The sequence below is a fragment of the Bradyrhizobium sp. 154 genome (assembly GCF_023073875.1).
In the GTDB taxonomy this organism is placed as follows: domain Bacteria; phylum Pseudomonadota; class Alphaproteobacteria; order Rhizobiales; family Xanthobacteraceae; genus Bradyrhizobium.
Genome location: NZ_JADPKG010000058.1, coordinates 218,446 through 238,141 on the forward strand (window position 1 = coordinate 218,446; position 19,696 = coordinate 238,141).

General features: G+C 65.0%; 20 protein-coding genes and 1 other RNA gene. 9 read left to right on the top strand and 12 right to left on the bottom strand.

Annotated features, from left to right (window positions below; translation table 11 throughout):
* Positions 1 to 29: 29 nt before the first annotated feature.
* From IVA92_RS16515 to IVA92_RS16535, 5 genes are all read right to left on the bottom strand, one after another.
* Entirely contained in the window at positions 30 to 539 is a 510-nt protein-coding gene (locus IVA92_RS16515; RefSeq protein ID WP_247276417.1) for an Lrp/AsnC family transcriptional regulator, read from the bottom strand.
* Positions 540 to 606: 67 nt separating this feature from the next.
* Positions 607 to 1,560 (bottom strand): sugar kinase, encoded by a 954-nt coding sequence (locus IVA92_RS16520; RefSeq protein ID WP_247276418.1) that lies wholly within the window; start codon positions 1,558 to 1,560, stop codon positions 607 to 609.
* A gap of 13 nt (positions 1,561 to 1,573) precedes the next feature.
* Complete coding sequence (gene nudC / locus IVA92_RS16525; protein ID WP_247276419.1) at positions 1,574 to 2,518, bottom strand: NAD(+) diphosphatase; 945 nt, start codon at positions 2,516 to 2,518, stop codon at positions 1,574 to 1,576.
* Between the two features lie 8 nt (positions 2,519 to 2,526).
* Positions 2,527 to 2,946 (bottom strand): HIT family protein, encoded by a 420-nt coding sequence (locus tag IVA92_RS16530; protein ID WP_247276420.1) that lies wholly within the window; start codon positions 2,944 to 2,946, stop codon positions 2,527 to 2,529.
* A 239-nt stretch (positions 2,947 to 3,185) separates the two neighbouring features.
* The gene (locus tag IVA92_RS16535) at positions 3,186 to 3,827 is read right to left on the bottom strand and encodes an HD domain-containing protein (protein ID WP_247276421.1); all 642 of its coding nucleotides are present in this window, start codon (positions 3,825 to 3,827) and stop codon (positions 3,186 to 3,188) included.
* A gap of 105 nt (positions 3,828 to 3,932) precedes the next feature.
* Between IVA92_RS16535 and IVA92_RS16540 the strand changes: the two genes are divergently transcribed.
* From IVA92_RS16540 to IVA92_RS16565, 6 genes are all read left to right on the top strand, one after another.
* Entirely contained in the window at positions 3,933 to 4,934 is a 1,002-nt protein-coding gene (locus IVA92_RS16540) for a GlxA family transcriptional regulator (RefSeq protein ID WP_247276447.1), read from the top strand.
* Between the two features lie 126 nt (positions 4,935 to 5,060).
* Positions 5,061 to 5,157, top strand: an RNA gene (gene ffs / locus IVA92_RS16545) — signal recognition particle sRNA small type.
* A 91-nt stretch (positions 5,158 to 5,248) separates the two neighbouring features.
* Positions 5,249 to 7,066 carry a DNA polymerase III subunit gamma/tau gene (locus IVA92_RS16550; RefSeq protein WP_247276422.1) on the top strand — a complete coding sequence of 606 codons (1,818 nt, stop codon included), beginning with the start codon at positions 5,249 to 5,251 and terminating at the stop codon, positions 7,064 to 7,066.
* Between the two features lie 26 nt (positions 7,067 to 7,092).
* Positions 7,093 to 7,413: a YbaB/EbfC family nucleoid-associated protein gene (locus IVA92_RS16555; RefSeq protein WP_247276423.1), complete on the top strand. Its 321-nt coding sequence runs from the start codon at positions 7,093 to 7,095 to the stop codon at positions 7,411 to 7,413.
* 1 nt (position 7,414) lies between these two features.
* Positions 7,415 to 8,017 (top strand): recombination mediator RecR, encoded by a 603-nt coding sequence (gene recR, locus IVA92_RS16560; protein WP_247276424.1) that lies wholly within the window; start codon positions 7,415 to 7,417, stop codon positions 8,015 to 8,017.
* Between the two features lie 27 nt (positions 8,018 to 8,044).
* Positions 8,045 to 8,479: a hypothetical protein gene (locus IVA92_RS16565; protein ID WP_247276425.1), complete on the top strand. Its 435-nt coding sequence runs from the start codon at positions 8,045 to 8,047 to the stop codon at positions 8,477 to 8,479.
* A gap of 145 nt (positions 8,480 to 8,624) precedes the next feature.
* On the opposite strand, the gene IVA92_RS16570 is transcribed toward IVA92_RS16565, so the two are convergent.
* Entirely contained in the window at positions 8,625 to 9,980 is a 1,356-nt protein-coding gene (locus IVA92_RS16570; protein WP_247276426.1) for an MFS transporter, read from the bottom strand.
* A gap of 190 nt (positions 9,981 to 10,170) precedes the next feature.
* Complete coding sequence (gene rmuC, locus IVA92_RS16575; protein ID WP_247276427.1) at positions 10,171 to 11,370, bottom strand: DNA recombination protein RmuC; 1,200 nt, start codon at positions 11,368 to 11,370, stop codon at positions 10,171 to 10,173.
* A gap of 171 nt (positions 11,371 to 11,541) precedes the next feature.
* On the opposite strand from rmuC, the gene def reads away from it, so the two are divergent.
* The 3 genes from def (at position 11,542) to truA (ending at position 14,053) form a co-directional block, all read left to right on the top strand.
* Complete coding sequence (gene def, locus IVA92_RS16580; RefSeq protein WP_247276428.1) at positions 11,542 to 12,066, top strand: peptide deformylase; 525 nt, start codon at positions 11,542 to 11,544, stop codon at positions 12,064 to 12,066.
* Between the two features lie 194 nt (positions 12,067 to 12,260).
* Positions 12,261 to 13,196 (top strand): methionyl-tRNA formyltransferase, encoded by a 936-nt coding sequence (gene fmt, locus IVA92_RS16585; protein WP_247276429.1) that lies wholly within the window; start codon positions 12,261 to 12,263, stop codon positions 13,194 to 13,196.
* Between the two features lie 119 nt (positions 13,197 to 13,315).
* Positions 13,316 to 14,053, top strand: coding sequence for a tRNA pseudouridine(38-40) synthase TruA (truA, locus tag IVA92_RS16590; RefSeq protein ID WP_247276448.1), 738 nt, complete (start codon positions 13,316 to 13,318; stop codon positions 14,051 to 14,053).
* A gap of 239 nt (positions 14,054 to 14,292) precedes the next feature.
* On the opposite strand, the gene dapE is transcribed toward truA, so the two are convergent.
* From dapE to argB, 5 genes are all read right to left on the bottom strand, one after another.
* On the bottom strand, positions 14,293 to 15,459 hold the full coding sequence (dapE, locus tag IVA92_RS16595; RefSeq protein ID WP_247276430.1) for a succinyl-diaminopimelate desuccinylase: 1,167 nt from the start codon (positions 15,457 to 15,459) through the stop codon (positions 14,293 to 14,295).
* A gap of 10 nt (positions 15,460 to 15,469) precedes the next feature.
* Positions 15,470 to 16,315, bottom strand: coding sequence for a 2,3,4,5-tetrahydropyridine-2,6-dicarboxylate N-succinyltransferase (gene dapD / locus IVA92_RS16600; RefSeq protein ID WP_247276431.1), 846 nt, complete (start codon positions 16,313 to 16,315; stop codon positions 15,470 to 15,472).
* Between the two features lie 217 nt (positions 16,316 to 16,532).
* Positions 16,533 to 17,222, bottom strand: a complete 690-nt coding sequence (locus tag IVA92_RS16605) for a pyrimidine 5'-nucleotidase (protein WP_247276432.1) — start codon at positions 17,220 to 17,222, stop codon at positions 16,533 to 16,535.
* 194 nt (positions 17,223 to 17,416) lie between these two features.
* Entirely contained in the window at positions 17,417 to 18,403 is a 987-nt protein-coding gene (locus tag IVA92_RS16610; RefSeq protein WP_247276449.1) for a DUF1036 domain-containing protein, read from the bottom strand.
* A 230-nt stretch (positions 18,404 to 18,633) separates the two neighbouring features.
* Entirely contained in the window at positions 18,634 to 19,521 is an 888-nt protein-coding gene (gene argB / locus IVA92_RS16615; protein ID WP_247276433.1) for an acetylglutamate kinase, read from the bottom strand.
* Between the last annotated feature and the right edge of the window lie 175 nt (positions 19,522 to 19,696).

Consider the following 19,696-nt stretch of genomic DNA (forward strand, 5'->3'; position numbering starts at 1 on the left):
GAAAGCCGAGCCCTCGCGAGGCTGCCGCGCTATGCCGCGACCACCGCCGGGATCGGCAGCGCAGTGACCGACTTGATCTTCTCCATCGCGAAGCGCGAGGTGACGTTCTTCAGCGGCACGGCGCTGATGAGCTTCTTGTAGAACACGTCATAGGCCTGCATGTCCGCCACCACCACGCGCAGCATATAATCGACGTCGCCGGCCATGCGATAGAACTCCATCACCTCGGGCATGGCGCTGACGGCTTCGGCGAACCGTTTCAGCCAGGCGTCCGAGTGATCGGCGCTCTCCACCGAAACGAACACGGAGATGCCGAGCCCGATCTTGTTCTGGTCGACGAGGGCCACGCGCTTGATGATCACGCCGTCGGCCTCAAGCCGCTGGATGCGCTTCCAGCAGGGGGTCGAGGACAGGCCGACGCGGTCGCCGATCTCGGCGACGGAGAGGGAGGCATCTTCCTGGAGCACCATCAGGATCTTGCGGTCGATGGCATCGAGGCGGCGGCTGGTCTCGGGGATCTGGACGGCAAGGTCGGTCATTTGAAGAACTTTGTTCCATTTCAGGGGCGAATTCCCCTGATACATAGAAAATCATTCTATCGCAAGTCTATAATGTTGGCGCCTGACCGGGCATCGCCGCCTGCTGCCTTCTCAAAAGCTCTTCAACTTCAACGCGTTGTGGGGCGGCTAGGCCACCGCCATGGCGGGTGCATTTCAGCGCCGCGGCGGCCGCGGCGAATCGCAGCGCCTCCCGCGTCCCCTCACCCTCGGCGAGGCGCAGCGTGAATGCGCCATGGAAGACGTCGCCGGCGCCGAGCGTATCCACCGCATGAACAGGGAAGGCTGGCGTCTCCTTCAGCTCGCCTGTCTCGTTCAGCCAGATCGTGCCGAGGGGACCGCGTGTGGCGGCGAGGAAGGCCGGCGTCAGCTTGGCGAGGCGCTTCAATGCCTCGCCGTCGTCGGCGATGCCGGCGGTCTCCTGCACCTGTTCGCTGGCGAACAGCAAATGAGAAGCGGCCGTGAGCAGGCCGTCCTGCAACGACATCGCGCGGTCCACGCCGACGATGAGGGGAAGGCCGCGCCGCCGTGTCTCGGTGCAGAGGGAAGTCGCGAGCGAGGCGCAGCGGCTTTCGACGAGGACCGCGCGGCAATCGGCCAGCAATTCGTCCAGGTCCGGCAGTTCTACGGTCCACAAAGCGGGATCACGATAGATGGTGATGGTCCGCTCGCCGGAGGGCTCGATCATGATCGCCGAGACCGGCGTGGCCAGGCCCGGCATGCGAACGATATGGCTGATGTCGATGCCCTCCAGCGCCATCCGTTCGAGGATGAAGCTGCTCGACGTCTCCCGCGCATCGCCCATCGGACCAGCGAACGCGACACGACCGCCGAGTCGCGCAATGGCAATCGCGGCATTGAGCGCGTTGCCGCCGCAGATCTCCGCAAGCTGGTTCGCATTGGCCTTGCTGCCGCGCGCTGGCACGTGTTCGACGCGGAAGGTGAGGTCGCGCACGGGAATGCCGATGCAGAGGATGCCCGGCGCAAGTCCCGTTGCGGTCATGGACGCTCTCAGTTCAGGTGCGGCTCTTGTCGTGCACCCAGCGGCCGAGCAGGTGATGGGCGATCGCGAAGGGATGAGGTCCGGCGAGCCCGTCGGGGTGCGTCCGCGCCAGCATCAGCGCAGCCTCCTCGCGCGTGAACCAGCGCGCGTCTTCCAGCTCCATGCGATCGACGACGATGTCCTCGTTCAGCGCCCGCGCGCTGCAGCCGATCATCAGCGACGACGGATAGGGCCAGGGCTGCGTCATGTAATAGTGCACGTCGGTGCAGCGGATCCCGGACTCTTCCAGGATCTCGCGGCGCACCGCGTCCTCGATGGTCTCGGCCGCCTCGACGAAGCCGGCAAGGCAGGAATACATGCCGGGTGGAAACTGCTTCTGGCGGCCGAGCAGGCATTTGTCGCCGGAGGCGACCAGCATGATCACGACGGGATCGGTGCGCGGAAAGTGCTCGGCCTTGCAGGCAGGACAGTCGCGCTTCCAGCCGCCTTCCTTCATGCTGGTGCGCGCGCCGCAATTGGCGCAATAGCCGTGGCGCTGGTGCCAGCTTACCATCGACTTCGCCATTGCGATCGCCGACAGCTCCTGTGGCGGAAGCGCCCCCTGCATCGCCATGCCGCGCAGCTCGGTCACGGTGTAGTCGTCGCGGCCGACGAGCTTCTCGGCCGCCGCCTGCGACATCCCCATGCCGAACATTGCTGCGCCGTCGCGCAGCCCCAGAAAGACCGTGCCGGGATTGGCGCCGCATTTCACTGCCTCGTCAATTCCCAGCAGCGCCCGCACCTTCTCGCCCTCGCGCTTCACCAGGAGCGAGTCGCGATAGACCACATAGGCGCGCGATGACGGCTTCTGCTCCAGCGCGAACAGCTTTTCGTCGTCACGGCGCAGATGCGCGGCACGGTCGAGGACGTTGGTGACGAAGGCCGGCTGTCCCAGCGGGAACGCGTTGAATGCTGACATTTTTTCTTTCAACCCAACCAAATCTTGCGGCGGAGCGCGCTGATGAAATTCTGCACTTCAGTGGCGTCGTGCGCCAGCGGCGGCATCACGCCCCACACCGGCCGCGGCCAGGCCGCATCACTGGTGCGGCGCGCGATGATATGAACATGAAGCTGCGGCACGAGGTTGCCGAGCGCGGCGACATTGAGCTTGTCGCATTTGGTGATCTCCTTCAGCGCGCGCGAGACGCGGGAGATCTCGGTCATCAGCTGCGCCTGCTGCACCTCGTCGAGATCGATGATCTCGATCGCGTCGGGCCGCCGCGGCACCAGCAGCAGCCAGGGATAATGCGCGTCCTTGATGACCAGCACCTTCGACAGCGGCAGATCGCCGATGTCGATCGTGTCCTCTTTCAGGCGGGAATGCAGCGACCAGGCGGGTTCGGGCATGGAGGTTCCGGATGGGCCCGATGGGTTCGGGCTTGTTGGAGCCGACCATACGATACGGAGTCAGCGAGGGGAAGGTTGAGGCTCCGCCGCCACTGCATACGCGATCGTCGTCCTGGACAAGCGCGCGCCGCGCTCGTCGCTGCGTGAGCTAGGGCGGTTTGTCAGTATCGAACGGTTTCTCTATCAATGATGTGTGAGCGCAAGGCGGCGCGCCGCGACATGATGTCGGTCCCGAGGGCTCAGCCGTGCCAATGGGAGTTGCGGATGACGCTGCAGAAATTGCCGCGATGGAAATGCGGCTCCTTGTCGGCGATGACGTCGGCCTTGACGTTGCCGAACGTCGTCTGGGGCCGATGCTTGATGCCGTCGTAGAACGACTGGATGATGTCTTCCTTGAAGTGCGCCGTTCGCGGAAATGCCTTCACCACGGCCTCGCGTTCCTCATCGGGATATTCGTCGTAGGTGAGCCCGAGAACGTCCATTTCGACGCCAGCGGTCACCAGCGCGACGACGGGATGCATGTGCTGGGGAATGCCCGGCGTGGTGTGCAGCGCGATCGCGCTCCAGACCGTGTAGGCATCCGCTTCCGGGATGCCGTGGCTGCGCAGGAAATCGCGCGCCGCATGGGCGCCATCGACTTCGAACCGCTCGTGCTTGCTGCCATGGCCGGGCATCAGGCCGATATCGTGAAACATGGCGCCGGCGTAAAGCAGCTCGCGGTCGAACTTCAGCCCGCGGCGGATGCCTGCCAGCGCCCCGAAATGGTAGACGCGGCTGGAATGGTTGAAGAGCAGGTCCGTCTCGGTGTCGCGGATATATTCGGTAATGGCACGCGCCAGCGTGCTGTCGGGAATCTGGGCGGCTTCGTTGATTTTCGACATGACGTTCTCCTGAAAATCTCTGGTGGCTGGCAGGCTAAGTCTGGGCTATTCTGTCTGCAATTGACGCGATACGTCCAAAACGGACAAATCTGCACCGAGGCGGACATGAATGGGAAGCCAAAATCGAGGACTGTTGTAATCGTTGCGCTGCCAGGGGTGCAGCTTCTCGACGTCGCCGGGCCGCTCGACGTGTTCGCCGAGGCCAACGTGCAGGCCGGCCGTGCGGCCTATGCGCTTTTCGTGGCTGCGACCGAGCCGGGCCCGATTCTCAGCTCCTCCGGCGTTCGCTTAATGCCGGACCGAATCATCGACCGCGACTTCCAGGAGCCCATCGACACCCTGCTGGTCGCCGGATGCCCGAACGCTACCGAGATCCCCGCGAATGCCAATGTGGTCGGCTGGCTTCGCCGGCGAGCGTCGAGGACGCGGCGGTTCGGGTCGGTGTGCAGCGGCGCATTCTTCCTTGCGGCGGCCGGCCTTCTTGACGGCCGGCGGGTTACGACGCATTGGGCAGTCGCCGATACCCTCGCGAGTAAATTTCCGTCGGTCACGGTCGACAAGGATGCGATCTACGTCATCGACGGAAAACTTCGCACAGCAGCCGGCGTGACCGCAGGGCTCGATCTCGCGCTTGCACTGGTGGAGGAAGACCTTGGACGCGAGACCGCGATGAAAGTCGCTAGCCAACTCGTGATGTTCTTCAAACGGCCCGGTGGGCAGATGCAATTCACCCGCAAGGGCGCGGCCGTTCCTGCCGGGCGTGCGGCATTGCAGGAGCTCCAACGCTGGGTCGCCGCCAATCCTGGTCTGGACCATCGGGTTGCGAATCTGGCCAAACGCATGGAACTCAGCCCGCGGCATTTGGCGCGGCTGTTCCATGCGGAGGTAGGCATCACGCCTGCGACCTGGGTCGAAGAAGCCCGCGTCGACGCCGCGAGGCGGCTGCTTGAGTTCGGTAACGAAGCGCCAAAGCAAGTGGCGATTCGTTGTGGATTTGCGGATGCCGATACGTTGCGGCGCGCTTTCGCTCGCCACGTCGGCGTGACGCCGGCCGAATATCGCAAGCAGTTTGCGCACATGGCCGAGGTTCCGGGGCAGGTGCCCTGACCACGCTCGGCATCCGATCTGGCGGTACCCGGCAGGTATGCTGGATTGGGGATGGCCCCGACAGGGAGACCATGTCCGTGGACAGCCGACTTGCTTTCCGCTTCCTTTGGCCCCAAATAGGGACCGGGAGATTGGCGGTGGACGAGCCACTCGCCAACCGGGTCAGGTCCGGAAGGAAGCAGCCCTAACGAGGTCCGGATCGGGTCGCTCGTCAGTCTCCTACCTGTTTTTCGAGCGAATTGCGCCGGCGGCCCCCGCCGGCGCGCTCCTTTCCGCAAAAGCCGGCCAACAGACATTTCATTGCGGATCGACCGATGACCGACGCTGGCGCCCCTCCCGATCCCGACAGAGCGAGCCAGGCCCCCACACCCTACCGCGTGCTGGCGCGGAAATACCGCCCTTCCTCTTTCGATGATCTGATCGGCCAGGAGGCTGTGGTCCGCACCGTCTCCAACGCATTCGAGACCGGGCGCATTCCGCAGGCGTGGATCCTCACCGGGGTCCGCGGCGTCGGCAAGACGACCACCGCGCGTATTCTCGCCCGTGCGCTCAACTACGAGATGCCGGATGCTTCGGTGAAGGGTCCGACCATCCACATGCCGATACTCGGCGTGCACTGCCAGGCGATCATGGAAAGCCGGCACATGGACGTGCTGGAGATGGACGCCGCTTCGCACACCGGCGTCGACGACGTCCGCCAGATCAATGACAGCGTGCGCTATGCCCCCGCCAGCGCCCGCTACAAGGTCTACATCATCGACGAAGTCCACATGCTGTCGACGGCGGCGTTCAGCGCCTTCCTGAAGACGCTGGAGGAGCCGCCGGAGCACGCCAAGTTCGTGTTCGCCACGACCGAGATTCGTAAGGTTCCGGTGACCGTGCTGTCGCGCTGCCAGCGCTTCGACCTGCGCCGCGTCGAGGCCGACGTGCTGATGAAGCACCTCGCCAACATCGCGGCCAAGGAAAGCGTCGAGATCGAGCCCGAGGCGCTCGGCATCATCGCCCGCGCCGCCGAAGGCTCGGTGCGCGATTCGCTGTCGCTGCTCGACCAGGCGATCGCGCATGCGGCTGGCACCGTGAAGGCCGATGCCGTCAGGCAGATGCTGGGCCTCGCCGATCGCACCCGCGTCATCGATCTCTTCGATTCACTGGCGCGCGGCGACATCGCGGCCGCTTTCAAGGAGTTCCGCGACCAGTACGATGTCGGCGCCGATCCCATCGTGGTGCTCTCGGACCTCGCCGAGTTCGTCAATTTCGTCACCCGTGTGAAGATCGTGCCGGCGACCGCCGACAACGTCGCCTATGGCGAGACCGAGCGGGTCCGCGCACGGGACTTCGCGTCCAAGATTTCCATGCGCGTGCTGTCGAGGATGTGGCAGATGCTGCTCAAGGGCATCACCGAGGTGCAGGCCGCGACGCGTCCCGCCGCGGCGGCGGAAATGGTGCTGGTGCGCATTGCCTATGTCGCCGACCTGCCGACGCCGGACGAGGCGATCCGGATGCTGGAGCAGAACGGCGGCGGTTCGCCGGTCGTGAGCAGCGGCAGTGCCACGCGCAGCGCGCCTTCCGCACCGGTCGCGTCTGCTGCGCCGGTTCGCATGCCGACATCCTTGCCATCCTCGTTCGGCGCCGGCGCCCGGCCGCAGATGGCGGCCCCCGCGTCGGATCCGCAAGGTGCAGCGCCGGTGCTGCGCGTCACCAGCTTCACCCAGCTCGTCGCGCTGGCCGGGCAGAAGCGTGACATCATGACCAAGAGCGCGCTCGAAGGCGACATGCGCCTCGTCCGTTTCGAGGAGGGCCGGCTGGAAGTCGCGCTCGAGCCCAACGCCTCCAAGACCATGATCTCCGAGCTCGCGAAAAAGTTCGAGCTGTGGACCGGGCGCCGCTGGACCGTGATCGTCTCCAACGAGCAGGGCCAGCCGACGCTGCGCTCGGTGAACCAGGCCGCGAAGCAGGAGCATGCGCGCACCGCCGAGGCCGATCCGCGCGTGCAGGAGGTGCTGTCGCGTTTCCCCGGTGCGAAGGTCGTCGAGGTCCGCAGGCTTGCCCCCGAGGTGCCGGAAACCAATATTAACGCCGACTATGGCAGTGACGATCCGCCCGACGGTTCCGACGGCGACGATGATCTCTGAGCCATTCTTTCCAAGGACGAGCACCGATGGCTGATTTTCTCGGCATGATGAAGCAGGCGGCGCAGCTGCAATCCAAGATGCAGGAGATGCAGGACCAACTCGCCAACGTGGAAGTCGAAGGCATCTCTGGCGGCGGCCTCGTCGCCGTGCGCATGACTGCGAAGATGGACGTCAAGGCCGTCAAGATCGACCCTGCGCTGATGAAGGCGGACGAGCGCGAGGTGCTGGAAGACCTCCTCGTCACCGCCTTCGGCGATGCCCGCCGCAAGGCGGAGACTGCGATGCAGGAGAAGATGCAGGCCCTCACCGGCGGGCTCGGCCTGCCGCCGGGGTTGTTCGGCCAGTAATATGGGCGCCGTTGCAGGTCCCGAGATCGAGCGGCTGGTCCAGCTCCTCGCGCGGCTGCCGGGCCTCGGCCCGCGCTCGGCGCGACGCGCGGCGCTGCATCTGATCAAGAAGCGCGAAGCGCTGATGATGCCGCTTTCGTCGGCCCTCCAGGTCGCGCTCGACAAGGTCGAGGTCTGCAAGACCTGCGGCAACATCGATACGCAAAATCCCTGCACCGTTTGCATCGATCCGAAGCGCGATCCCTCCATCATCGTCGTCGTGGCCGACGTCGCCGACCTCTGGGCGCTGGAGCGGGCCAATGCCACCCAGGGGCGTTATCATGTGCTCGGCGCGACATTGTCGCCGCTCGACGGCGTCGGCCCGCAGGACCTCACCATCGACGCGTTGGTGGCGCGCGCGCATGATTCGCAGGTGCACGAGATCATTCTGGCGCTTAATGCAACTGTGGACGGCCAGACCACGGCGCACTACATCACCGACCTGCTCCAGGACGCCAATGTGAAGGTGACGCGGCTCGCCCATGGAGTTCCTGTCGGCGGCGAGCTTGATTATCTCGATGAAGGTACGCTATCGGCTGCGATGCGGCAGCGTACTCTGTTCTAGCCATCCAGAATTTACGGAACGGACGACATGACGAAACCTTTCGCCACACGATCGGCTTTGGTTGCGACGATGATGATGCTGGTGAGCCCGGCCATATCCGCGCAGCAGGGCGACGAGGCGCTGCCGCCGTCCAAGCCCGGCAAGCCGATCAACACCGGCGACGTGCTCTCCGGCGAGTTGAATGCGATGAAGGTGCGCGACGTCAAGAACGGCAAGCGCGTTGCGACCTACCAGATCACCTCCGAGCCGCGCCGCCTGCCGCCGCCGAACGGGCTGTGCAATCTCGAGACGGGCCCCGAAACCTTCCAGCTCGTCACCTCCAGCGACGCGCAGGCCGCGCAGCTGAAATCGTTCGTCGGCAAGGAAATCTCGGTCAAGGTCGACGAGATCGCCTGCGCCAGCGATGCCGGCCAGATGAGCGAGGCCGTGATCACCAAGTGGAGTTTGGTCAAGAAGCAGTAGGAATGGCTCGCGATTGGCCCCTTGCCGCGGCTTTCTCCGCCGTCATTGCGAGCGAAGCGAAGCAATCCAGAAATTCTTCCGCGGAAACGGTCTGGATTGCTTCGTCGCAAGAGCTCCTCGCAATGAGGAAGGCGAGACGTGAGTCCTAAACCCTGACTGGCCCCAGCGTCTTGAAATGGCCGCGCTTCTGGAGCCAGGCCAGCAGTACCAGGCTCGGGATCGCCACCAGCACGCAGATCACGAAGAACAGCGCCCAGCCGGTCGTATCAGCCACGAAGCCGGCACCCGAGGAGAGATACGTTCGCCCCACCGCCGCGAGCGCGGTGAGCAGCGCGTATTGCGTCGCCGTGTGCAACGGGTTCTTGCACAGGGCGGAGAGATAGGCGACGAAGATCACGGTGCCGATGGCGCTGGTGAAGTTCTCAGCCGTGATGGCGAAGGCGAGCGCCCATTGGCTGGTGCCGACGAACGCCAGCCAGGAGAACGAAAGGTTGGCGAGTGCCTGCACCACGCCGCCGATCCACAGGCTGGTCGCGAGCGAATAACGCCGCGCGACAAAACCGCCGGCAAAGCCGCCGAGCAACGTCGCGGCGAGCCCGACACCCTTCACGATCGCCGCATAATCGTTGCGGGAAAAGCCGAGGTCGATCACGAACGGCGCGGTCATCGTGCCGGAGAACGCGTCGGTGAACTTGAAGAGAACGACGAAGGCGAGCGCGGCGAGCGCGTCTTTCCGCGACAGGAATTCCGAGAACGCCCCGATTGCGGCGCGCAGCACGCGCGCGAACGCGGTCTCGGCCTTTGTCGCAGCTTCCGCCCGCACCGATTGCTCGGGCTCGGTTGCGAGGAGCGCCGTGATGGTCCCGATCAGCACCATCGCCGCCATCACCACATAGCCCCACATCCAGGCCGATTGCCGGCTAATGCCGGTGCCCTCGAAGCCGGAGACGATGAACAGCGCGCCCGCGGTCGAGACCAGCATGCCGATGCGATAGGCCGCGACATAAGCGGCCATGCCGGCCGCCTGCTCGCTCTCGGGCAAGCTCTCGACGCGGAAGGCATCGACCACGATGTCCTGGGTCGAGGACATGGTTGCGACCAGCAGCGCGCCGAGCGCGACGTAGAACGGCGAGCGCGCGGGATCGGTGAGCGCCAGCAGCAGGATGGCGATGATCAGCAGCATCTGCGAGAACAAGAGCCAGCCACGCCGCCGCCCGAAGGCGCGGGTGAACAGCGGCACATGCATCGCATCCACCAATGGCGCCCACAAGAATTTCAGCGTGTAGGGCGTGCCGACCAGCGCAAACAGCCCGATGGTCTTGAGATCGACTCCGGCCTCGCGCATCCACACCAGCAGCGTCGAGCCCGACAGCGCCAGCGGCAGGCCGGATGAGAAGCCGAGGAACAGCACGATCAGCACCCGCGGTTGCAGGTACACGGCAAGGCTGTCACGCCAGGAGGCGGCAGCGCCGGCGGAGGAGGTCGCGTCGGGTGCGGTCATGCGCAGGTGTTAGCAGATTCTGGCCGAAAAGACTCTGGCGGAGCTCGGTGGGCGGAAGCTCTCTCCATCCCTCGCTGTCATCGTCCGCGAAGGCGGACGATCCAGTAATCACCAGCGCCTCGGCTCAACCACGATCGCCGCGGCGTACTGGAGGCCCCGCCTGCGCGGGGCATGACCGTGTACCTTAATCTCACTCCCCTGCCTGCAGCTTCCTCGGGAACAACTCACCCGCGCCCGTCGCGACCAGCCGCGGGGCATCGGCCGCATCGCTCTTGCTGAAATCGAGTTCCTCGATACGTCCGGCGCGCTTCTCGATCTTGTCGGCGGAGATCAGAACCTGGCGGACGTCCTCGTTGACGTCGGAGAAATGCTTTTGCAGCTTCAGCACCCGGTCGCGCAGACGGCCCAGATCGTCGCCGAGCTTGATAACCTCCGTGCGGATCTGGTCGGCGGCGTCGCGCATGCGCGCGTCCTTCATGATCTGCTGCATCACCTGGATCGCGAGCATCAAAAGCGACGGCGACACCAGCACCACGCGAGCGCGGTACGCTTTCTGGATCACGTCGTCAAAGCCGTCATGGATCTCGGCATAGACCGATTCCGACGGCACGAACATCAGCGCCATCTCCTGGGTCTCGCCGGCAACGAGGTATTTTTCGGCGATGTCGCTGACGTGCTTCATCACGTCGCCGCGTAACCGCTGCGTGGCAATCCGCCGCTCTTCGTCCGTACGGGCATCGTGCAGGGCCGTCACCGCCTCCAGCGGAAATTTTGCATCGATGCAGAGCGGGCGCTGGTCGGGCAGGAACACGACGCAATCGGGCCGCTTGCCGGTCGAGAGCGTGAACTGGAACTCGTAGGACCCTTTTGGAAGACCGTCCTGGACAATCGCCTCCATCCGCGCCTGGCCAAAGGCGCCGCGCGACTGCTTGTTAGCGAGCACGTCGCGCAGGGTCGTCACCTGGGTGGTGAGGTCGGAGAGGTTCTTGTGCGCGCTGTCGATGATACCGAGCCGCTCATGCAGCGCGCGCAGGCTCTCCATGGTGTTGCGGGTGGAGTGTTCCATGGACTGGCCGACGCGATGCGTCACCGAATCCAGCCGCTCGTTGACCGCCCGTGCCATCTCGGCCTGGCGGCCGGCCAGCGCCTGGGTCATGGCGTCGACCCGGCCCGAAGCCTCGCTCTGGGCCCGCAGCACCTCGCTCAGGCGCTCCTCGAGCTCGTCGGCACGGATGGCATTGGCCATCGCGAGTTCCGCGCCGCGCCGCCCGGAGCGCGCGATCACCCCGGCAATCACCACCAGCAGGATGAGGACGAGGGCGCCGAAGCCGATCAGCGCGTCGATGGTGCGCACCGGCCAGTCGCCGAGCACGAAGATGATCTCGTTCATGCCGACCCTTCTAGCCGATTCGCCGGGCTCCACGAACGAATAGCGAACGTTTATGGCCAAAGTCCCGTTGATTCTTATGGTTAACGAAATCTGAAGTTTTATGGTTAGCGAAGGGTTAACGGAGTTCCGCGCCGGATTGACCGCACCCGACACGCGGCTTAAATCGCGGCCATGGCCCTACGAGAAATCATCATCCTGCCCGACAAGCAGCTGCGTCTGGTCTCCAAGCCGATCGAGAAGGTCACGCCGGAGATCCGCAAGCTTGCCGACGACATGTTCGAGACCATGTACGACGCGCCTGGCATTGGCCTCGCCGCGATCCAGGTCGCGCAGCCGCTGCGGCTGATCACCATGGACCTCGCCAAGCGGGACGAGGACGGCGAGACCAGGCACGAGCCGCGCGTCTTCATCAATCCGGAGATTCTCTCCTCCTCAGAGGAACTTTCAGTGTACGAGGAAGGCTGCCTCTCGATCCCCGAATATTACGAGGAGGTCGAGCGCCCGGCGAAGGTGCGCGTGCGCTTCACCGATCTCGACGGCAAGCTGCACGAGGAGGATGCCGAAGGCCTCTATGCCACCTGCATCCAGCACGAGATCGATCATCTCAACGGCGTCTTGTTCGTCGACTACCTGTCGAAGCTCAAGCGCGACCGCGTGATGAAGAAGTTCGAGAAGGCCGCCAAGCGGGCGGGGTAGAGTTTAGTGTTGCCTCACGCTCAGTCTGCTCCCTCGCCTTGGGGGGAGGGCAGGGGAGGGGGCAGCCCAGCAAAAGGCGCTCCTGATTTGCGGAGCGCGAGCAACAAAGCGCCCGCGCTCACGCCGCTAGAGCGGTCGTGTGGCACCCCCTCCCTAGCCCTCCCCAAGGGGGAGGGAACGCAGCGAGTCTGTTGATGCCCCTCCGCCTGATCTTCATGGGCACGCCCGATTTCTCCGTGCCGACGCTGCTCGAGCTGGTCGCGCATGGCCACGAGATCGCCGCCGTCTACACCCGCGCGCCGAAGCCGGGCGGACGGCGCGGCCTGCAATTGCAGCCCACTCCGGTTGAAGAAGCGGCGCGAAAACTCGGCGTCCACGTGCTGACGCCGAAGACGTTGAAGACGCCGGAAGCACTCGACGAGTTTCGCGCCTTCGATGCCGATGCCGCCGTCGTCGTCGCCTATGGCATGATCCTGCCGCAGGTGATCCTCGATGCGCCGAAGCTCGGCTGCTACAATCTGCACGCTTCGCTCTTGCCGCGCTGGCGCGGCGCCGCGCCGATCAACCGCGCCATCATGGCAGGCGATGCCGAAAGCGGCGTGATGGTGATGAAGATGGATGTCGGCCTGGATACCGGCGACGTCGCCATGGCCGAGCGCATCGCGATCACCGACAGCATGACCGCGGCCGATCTGCACGATCGCCTGTCCCGGTTAGGTGCCGATTTGATGGTGCGCGCGATGGCGGCGCTCGCACGCGGCGGGCTCCAGCTCAAAAAGCAGAGCGAGGACGGTGTCACCTATGCCGCCAAGATCGACAAGGCCGAGGCGCGGATCGACTGGACGAAACCCGCACGCGCGGTGCTGCGCCACATCCATGGCCTGTCGCCGTTTCCCGGCGCCTGGACCGAGCTTGTGGACGTCAGCGAAAATGCGCGCGTCAAGATCCTGCGATGTGAATTGGCGAACGGCTCAGGTGCGCCGGGCGAGGTGCTCGACGACCACCTCACCATCGCCTGCGGCGAGGGTGCCGTCCGCATCCTCGAGCTGCAGCGCGAAGGCAAGGCCAGGATGCGGGCCGCGGACTTTCTGCGCGGCGTGCCTGTGAGGGCGGGCGCGAAATTCAGCTGACACTGTCATACCCCGCGAAGGCGGGGTATCCAGTACGCCGAGGCTTCTCGGTTGATCTGATCGGCTGCGGAGTACTGGATTGCCCGCCTTCGCGGGCAATGACGGTGAAACTGGACACGATGCCCCGTTACAAGCTCACCATCGAATATGACGGCGCGCCGTTCTTCGGCTGGCAAGTGCAGGAGACGCTGCCCTCGGTGCAGGGCGCGCTAGAGGCCGCGGTGAAGGCGATGACCGGCGCGGACGCGCGGGTGCATGGCGCTGGCCGCACCGATGCCGGCGTGCACGCGCTTGGCCAGGTCGCGCATGTCGACATCGGCAAGCAATTTGCGCCGGATCGTTTTCGCGACGGGCTCAACGCGCATTTGCGCCCCCATCCGGTCGCGGTGCTCGAGGCCGAGATCGTCCCCGAGACCTTCGAGGCGCGCTTCTCGGCCATCAAGCGCCACTACCGCTACCGCATCATCAACACCCGCGCCAATCTCGCCATCGACGTCGGTCGCGCCTGGCGCGTGCCGCGCCGGCTCGACAGTAACGCGATGCATGCAGCAGCCCAGCGTCTGCTCGGCAAGCACGACTTCACGACGTTCCGCGATACCGAGTGCCAGGCCAAGTCGCCGGAGAAGACGCTCGATCAGCTCGACGTGATACGCGACGGCCGCGAGATCACCATTGTCACCTCTGCGCGCTCGTTCCTGCACAGCCAGGTGCGCTCGATGGTGGGATCGCTGGTCTGGGTCGGCGAGGGACGCTGGACGGCCGATGATCTGTCGGCCGCACTCGCCGCCCGCAGCCGCGCCGCCTGCGGCATCGTCGCCCCGCCGCAGGGGCTGTATCTGGTGAAGGTGGATTATTGAGATGCGCGGAGGGCGCAGGGTGCGCTCTCGCTACATCAGCGCTGTCATGCCCCGGCTTGCCGCCTTCGCAAAAGCTTCGGTGGCCGAGCACCCTTGTGGCCCCGGCGTAGCCTTGGCGGCGCCGGGACCGGGGCATCTCGTACGCCGCGGCCTCCCGGTTCAATACTGCTGTCTCTGGAATACTGGATCGCCCGATCAAGTCGGGCGATGACAGCTCTGTTTGTGGAGGCAACAGTGCCTCAAGCAAAATACCTTGCCAAAATCCCCCGATACACCCGCGTCAGCTTCTCTAGATCCGCCACGGGCACCCGCTCGTCGATCTGGTGCATGGTCTGGCCGACCAGGCCGAACTCGATCACCGGGCAGTAGCTGGAGATGAAGCGCGCGTCCGACGTGCCGCCCGAGGTCGACAGCTCCGGCTTGCGGCCCGTCACCTCTTCGATCGCGGACACTGCAAGATCGGTGAACGGGCCGGGCTTGGTCACGAACACGTTGGAGTTCGAGTGATCCCAGACGATGCGGGCGCGGATGCGGTTGCCGCAGGCTTTGGCGAGGCGCGCCTCGACCAATTCGCGCAGGCTGGCTTGCGTGTGGTTGTCGTTGTAGCGGATGTTGAATTTCGCGCGGGCCTCGCCGGGGATGACGTTGCTGGCCTTGTTGCCGACGTCCACCGAGGTGAATTCGAGATTGGAGGCCTGGAACTGGGCGCTGCCATGGTCGAGCGGCTCGTCGGAGATCGCCACGATCAGCCGCGCAATATCAGGCACGGGGTTGGAGGCGCGATGTGGATAGGCGACATGGCCCTGCACGCCGTCGACATGAAGCGTGCCGGATTGCGAACCGCGGCGGCCGACCTTGATGGTGTCGCCGAGCGTCTCGACGTTGGAGGGCTCGCCCAGCACGCAATGGTCGAACTTTTCGCCGCGCTCGGCGGCCCATTTCAGCAGCTTGACCGTGCCGTTGATCGAAACGTCTTCCTCGTCGCCGGTGATCAGGAAAGAGATCGAGCCCTTGCCGTCCTTGCGCGGCTTGCCCTCATTGGCGGCGAGATGCTCCAGCACCGCCGCCACCGAGCAGGCGATGCCGCCCTTCATGTCGACCGCGCCGCGGCCGTGCAGGACGCCATCCCGGACCTCGCCCGAGAACGCGCCGACGCTCCAGGCGCTCTCGTCACCGGGCGGCACCACGTCGGTGTGGCCGGCAAAGGTGATGTGCGGGCCCTCGCTGCCGATCCGCGCATAGAGATTGTCGATGTCGGCGGTGCCGGGTTCGCTGAACGTCACGCGATGACAGGTGAAGCCTGCTGCGGTCAGGGCTTTTTCAAGCACCCCAAGCGCACCGGCATCGGCCGGGGTTACCGAGGGGCAGCGGATGAGATCGCGGGCGATGGAGAGAGCATCGGTCATGCGCGTCGGATCAATCCCGCAGCAGCTCGTTGATGCTCGTCTTCGACCGCGTGCGCTCGTCGACGCGCTTGACAATGACGGCGCAGGCGGTGCTCGGACCGGGCTGGCCGTTCTTCAGGGGCTTGCCGGGCAGCGCGCCCGGCACCACCACGGAATATTCGGGCACTTCGCCCATGAAGATTTCGCCGGTCTCGCGGTCGACGATCTTGGTGGAGGCGCCCAGGAACACGCCCATCGCCAGCACCGCGCCCTTGCGCACGATCACGCCTTCGGCGACCTCGCTGCGCGCGCCGATGAAACAGTCGTCCTCGATGATCACGGGCTCGGCCTGGAGCGGCTCGAGCACGCCGCCGATGCCGGCGCCGCCGGAGATGTGCACGCGCTTGCCGATCTGGGCGCAGGAGCCGACGGTGGCCCAAGTGTCGACCATGGTGCTCTCATCGACATAAGCGCCGAGGTTGACGAAGGACGGCATCAGCACGACGTTCTTGGCGATAAAGGCCGAGCGGCGCACGATGGAGCCGGGGACGGCACGGAAACCGGCATCGCGAAAGCGGTTCTCGCCCCAGCCTTCGAACTTCGAGGGCACCTTGTCCCACCAGGTCGCCTTGCCCGATCCGCCGGGAATGACGTCCATGTCGTTCAGGCGGAAGGAGAGCAGCACGGCCTTCTTCAGCCATTGGTTGACCTTCCACTTGCCGTCGCTGCCGCGCTCGGCAACGCGCGCCTCGCCCTTGTCCAGGATTTCCAGCGCCTGGTCCACGGCCTCGCGCACCTCGCCCTTACTCGTGGTCGAGATGGTCTCGCGCGCGTCGAAGGCGCTGTTGATGGTGGATTCGAGGGCTGCAAGGGACATCGGGATTTCCTCAAGGAAACGGGAATTTTGATGGATTGGGGCGCTTTTTCGGGATTTGGAAAGGTCAAGTCAAGCGCACATTCGTCGCTATCGGGCTTGCCCCGGGTATCTCCACCGTCATTCCGGGGCGATGCGAAGCATCGAACCCGGAATCTCGAGATTCCGGGTTCGCCCTTCGGGCGCCCCGGAATGACGATGCATGGTTGAGCGATAAGGCCTACCGTGACAGCTTGGCCAAGAACCCCGCCAAATCATCCGCGACGTGATCGACATGAGCGGCGTCGCGGCCCTCCAGCTCCCAGTCCTCGCGCACCACCTCTTTCGCGCCGTCGGGCACCACGAGCACCGTGGTCATGCCGAGCTGGTGCGGGACGGCGAGGTTGCGGGCGAGATCCTCGAACATAGCGGCGCGGGTCGGATCGACGGCGTGCTGACTGAGGAATTTGCGGTAGGTCTGCGGCGCCGGCTTGGGCTCGAACTCGGCGGCGATGATGTCGAACACGCCGTCGAAATGCGAGGCGAAGCCGAGCCGCGCCAGCACCGCATCGACATGGTCGACCGAGCCGTTGGTCAGGATCAGCTTGCGGCCCGGCAGTCCAGCGATGGCTGCACCGAGCGCCGGGTTCGGCTCCAGCGGCGAGTGGTCGATCTTGTGGACGTAGGCAAGGTAGTCGTCGGCGGAGACGCCGTGCAGGGTCATCATGCCGCGCATGGTGGTGCCGAAGCGCAGGTAATAATCCTTCTGAATCTTGCGCGCTTCCTCCGGGGTCACGTTCAACCAGCTCGACACGAACTCACCGATCCGCGCATCGACCTGCTGCCACAGATTGACGTGATGCGGATAGAGCGTGTTGTCGAGATCGAACACCCAGGTGTCGATGTGGGCGAAGGTGCGGGGGGATTTCATCAAGGATTCTCTATCTGTTGCGCGCGCAGCCGCCCGGCCCTCAATTGTCGTGCTGGCGAAAGTCAGGACCCCTACTCCGCGGCGCATCGATCGGGGCATTCTGGTTGTCGTTCTTCCAAACGCAATCCTTGGTTAATCGGTCCTGGCTTTTGCCAGGACGACACCGGTCTATGTAGCGTCATCACGCCATTTCCTCACGGCGTCGCAAACCGCAGCGTCTTGCCGCCGCTCGACACATCCACCGCCCCAAACCCCGTTGCCGCAAATCCGCGCGCGCCGCAATCGGTCTGCTCGCTCGTCTCGAATTTGGTCTCGCGCGTGCAGAGCTGCTTGTCGCCGCCCCAGTTCAGCGGCCGGTCCTTCAGCTTGATGACGCGGTTGTCGGCATCGACCGCTTCCGCGAAGCTGAAGATCTGCCTGGGCTGGCCGGTCACATCAGGATGCAGGCATGTCTTTGGATCGATGCGATACCAGCCGCGGCTCGTCACCGACTTGCCGTCGTCGGTCGCGACCGCCGCCATCACCTTGTGCGGCGTGTCGTTGCACCAGGTGAGGCCGGTCGCCGACGGCGTCTGCACCGCATCGACCATGCTCTTGAAGACATTCGGCGACGACACGACGTCGGAGGACAGCCCCCGGCCCTTCAAAAAGGCAGCCAGCGCGGCCTGCGTCTTCGGCCCATCGACGCCGTCGATCGCGCCGACGTCGTAGCCCGCGATCACCAGCAGCCGCTGGATGCCGGCGAGGCGCGCCTGCTCGTCGTCATATTCGGAATCCTCGGCGAGATAGGCAATGAGGTTGCCGTCCGCGCCTTGCGTCGGTGTCACCTGCGTGAACGCGGCCTGGGTCTGGCCGCTGCGGCACTGCCGCGCCGCCGCGATGACGAAATTGTCCTGCGCCACGCACAGCATGTCGCGGCCGTTCTGCGGAATCGGCGAGGCGCCATAGACACCGAGCGCGCGCGCATTGAGCAGGATGCGGTCGGCGGTCAGCATGCCCTGCACCACCACGCGGCAGGTGGCGGGATCGATCCTGAACCAGCCCCGCGTCGCGGTCGCCGCCTTGTCGTCGATGCCGATCGCGGCCTCGACGACATAGGACATGCGGTTGCAGATCTTGAGGTCCGCAAAGGCCGGCGCGGAGGAGAAGAAGAACGAGGCGGCTGCAGCAGGCAGCGTCATCAGGAAGCGGGCGAGGGGCGAGCGGCGGTGCTGCGATCCAGTCATTCCGGGGCGACGCGAAGCATCGAACCCGGAATCTCGAGATTCCGGATTCGCCCTTCGGGCGCTCCGGAATGACCGAGCAATGCGAGAGCCGTGGATGGCCGGGCCTTCGCCTCGCCGAAGCGGCTTCGGCCGCGCAGGCGGGACAAGCCCGGGCATGACGCCCTCTTTCCTTGCCCGTTCCCGCATCACTTGTGGATCAGCGTTCCCGTGCCTTGGTTGGTGAAGAGCTCGAGCAGCACCGCATGCTGCATCTTGCCGTCGATGATGACGACGCCCTGCACGCCCTGTTCGAGCGCGTAGATGCAGGTCTCGACCTTCGGGATCATGCCGCCGGAAATGGTGCCGTCGGCGATCAGCTTTCGTGCGTCCTTGACGGACAATTGCGGTATCAGCTTCTTGGACTTGTCGAGCACGCCAGGCACGTCGGTGAGTAGCAAGAGGCGCTTGGCCTTGAGCGCGCCGGCCACGGCACCCGCAAACGTGTCGGCGTTGATATTCAGCGTCTGGCCGTCCTGAGAGGTCGCGAGCGGCGCCAGCACCGGGATCAGCTCGTAGCCGATCAGCTGGTTGAGCAGGGTGAGATCGACCTTCTCGGGATCGCCGACGAAGCCGAGATCGATCGCCTTCTCGATGTTCGAGTCCGGATCGATGATGGTCCGCGTCGTCTTCGACGCTTTCACCATGTTGCCGTCTTTGCCCGACAGACCCACGGCCTTGCCGCCAGCTTCGTTGATGTATCCGACGATCTGCTTGTTGACGGAGCCGGCAAGCACCATCTCGACGATCTCGATGGTCGCGGCATCGGTGATGCGCAGGCCGGCGGCGAATTCCGAGACAATGCCGAGGCGCTTGAGCATGGTCGCGATCTGCGGCCCGCCGCCATGTACCACCACCGGGTTGATCGCGGTCTGCTCCAGCAGCACGATGTCGCGCGCAAAGTTCTTGGCGGTCTCCTCGTCGCCCATGGCATGGCCGCCATATTTGATGACGATGGTTTCCTCGTCATACTGCTGCATGTGCGGCAACGCTTCGGACAGGATGCGGGCCTGGTCGAGCGGGGAGATGTCGGTCATGAGGCGGATCTCGCTGGCGGGACTAACGCGGGCTGCGTTCTATCCGATTGGCGGGCGTGGCGCAAAGTGCTCTTACCCTCCCCTGGAGGGCAGGGCTATCGCATGTGGCCGAGGAGCTCAAAAAGAAAGGCATCGTTCCACCCGGCGCGCTTGAGCTTGAGGCGCAAGGAGATGG